Source organism: Actinomycetota bacterium, assembly GCA_035759705.1.
In the GTDB taxonomy this organism is placed as follows: domain Bacteria; phylum Actinomycetota; class CADDZG01; order JAHWKV01; family JAHWKV01; genus JAJCYE01.
On the sequence record DASTUJ010000063.1, the window covers coordinates 1 to 2,064 of the forward strand.

At 62.7% G+C, this 2,064-nt stretch carries 2 protein-coding genes; one reads left to right on the forward strand and one right to left on the reverse strand.

Going from position 1 to position 2,064, the window contains the following annotated elements:
- Positions 1–170 precede the first annotated feature (170 nt).
- Positions 171–1,136 (reverse strand): acyl-CoA desaturase, encoded by a 966-nt coding sequence (locus tag VFV09_04155; GenBank protein ID HEU4866904.1) that lies wholly within the window; start codon positions 1,134–1,136, stop codon positions 171–173.
- A 216-nt stretch (positions 1,137–1,352) separates the two neighbouring features.
- Here VFV09_04155 and VFV09_04160 point away from each other — a divergent pair.
- The coding region (locus VFV09_04160; protein HEU4866905.1) for a Xaa-Pro peptidase family protein at positions 1,353–2,064 on the forward strand (712 nt) is incomplete at its 3' end.

Genomic DNA, 2,064 nt, shown 5'->3' on the forward strand with positions numbered 1-2,064 from the left:
CTGCCGGTCCCCGGCGGGCAGGCGCAAAGCCAGGGTGCCAGTCGGCGTGAGGAAGCTGAACATGTTGCCGTTCGCCGACGTGTAGGGCAAGGTCTTGCCCTTCACCTCAACTCCGGCCTGTGTCGCAACCAGCTTGTCGTAAAGCTCGACCTTATCGGCCGGGACGGACATTAGCCGCTGGCGGGGGAGGTCCTCTTCGCTGCCATCTGCTCCAGCGTCGGCATCTTGATGTTGCGAGCCAGGCCCAGGACCTTCAAGCCGCTGATGAACCAGGCGCTGGGGTCGAACTGGAACTTGCCGAGGCCGTGCTTGTAGCTGGTGGGGAAGGCGTGGTGGCTGTTGTGCCAGCCTTCGCCGAAGCTCAGCAGCGCCATGATCCAGTTGTTGGTGGATTCGTCCTTGCTCTTGAAGGGACGCTTCCCGTAGAAGTGGCAGATTGAGTTGATGCTCCAGGTGATGTGGTGCAGGAAGAAGATCCGGGCAAGGCCGCCCCAGATCAGTGCAGTTAGACCGCCGAGCCAGGTACGGGTGACCGCCAGGCCGATGAGGCCGGGGAGCACGATGGAGATGGTGGCCCAAAGCGGGAAGGTCTTGCTGACCTTGAGGATCGCCTTGTCGGCGATCAGGTCCGGGGCGAACTTGCGGATGTTCGTCTTCTCCGGGCTGAAGAACCAGCCGGTGTGGGCGTGCCAGAGGCCGGCGATGATGCCCTTGACGCCTTGGGCCTCTGCGAGGTGGGGGGAGTGGGGGTCGCCGGGCTTGTCGGAGTATGCGTGGTGGCGGCGGTGGTCGGCCACCCAACTGACTACTGCGCCCTGAAGGGCCATGGAGCCGGCGATGGCGAGAGCAAGTTTGACGGGCTTGACTGCTTCAAAGCTTCGGTGGGTGAGCATGCGGTGGAAACCGACTGTGATTCCCATGCCCGTGATCACATAGAAGATGAAGAAGAGTGAGAGGTCCAGCGCCTTGATGCCGTGGTCCCAAAGAAGGGGGATGCCGATGGCTGCTCCTGCGAAGGGGAAGATCGTGACCAGCAGGGTGAGCCTGCGTTCGATCTTGAGGGTGCGGCCGGAGTGCCGCTCGGTGATCGGTTTGATGCTGGGACGCGGTGGGGCAGGGGAGACGGCCGTTTCCATTGAGCACTTCCTCTCAGTGCGAGTGCGGTGTGGCGGTTAACTTACGCTTCCGTAACCTACGATACAGTAAGTCTTCGTTGTGGCTACCCGATTTGGATTGTTTTTAGCCCAGAAACGACAAAATTAACGAGAACTTTAGGGGAATCCTTCTGGAGCGCCTCGGCTGGGTAGATGTAACACTGACTTCCTGCGTTACACGGACTTTGGGAGGTCCCCTTGGGAGTAGCTGAAAGGCAGGAAAAGCTCCGTCGCCGCATGGACAGTGAGGGTGTCGACGCCCTGCTGGTCAGCAACATGACCAACGTCCGCTACCTGACCGGATTCGCCGGCTCCAACGGATACGTCTTCCTGACCCGCGACGCCACCCACTTCTACAGCGACGGCCGCTACGCCACCCAGGCGAGCGAAATGGTCAAGGAAGCCGAGATCCACATCGCCCCGTCGCATGCGGCGGTGGTCGAAGAGCTGAACGGCTTCACCAAGTCACAAAAGCTCTCCCGAGTCGCCTACGAAGCCACCCACGTCACCGTCAGCAGCCGGGGCGCCGCCTGGGAGCCGCCGCCCGGCCTGGACAAGGTGATGAGCTACTTCGAGGGCGCCGAGCTGGTCCCCGGCGAGGGCTGGGTAGAGGAGCTTCGCAAGATCAAGGACGCCGAGGAGATCGCCTCCCTCCGGGCTGCCGCCCAGCTGGGCGACGAGGGTTTCGCCTTCATCCTCGACAAGATCAAGCCGGGCGTCCGGGAGATCGACCTGGCGCTGGAGCTGGAGTTCTTCCTCCGGTCGAAGGGTTCGGAAGGGGTCTCGTTCGACCCCATCGTCGCCGCCGCCGAGCGCAGCGCCCTCCCTCACGCCCGGCCGACTGAGCGCACGGTTGAGAAGGGCCGCTACGTGCTGTTCGACTTCGGGTGCAGGATCGACGGCTACTGCT

Coding starts and splice junctions, on each gene's coding strand:
- VFV09_04155 (HEU4866904.1), bottom strand. CDS start 1,136: ATGGAAACGGCCGTCTCCCCTGCCCCACCGCGTCCCAGCATCAAACCG.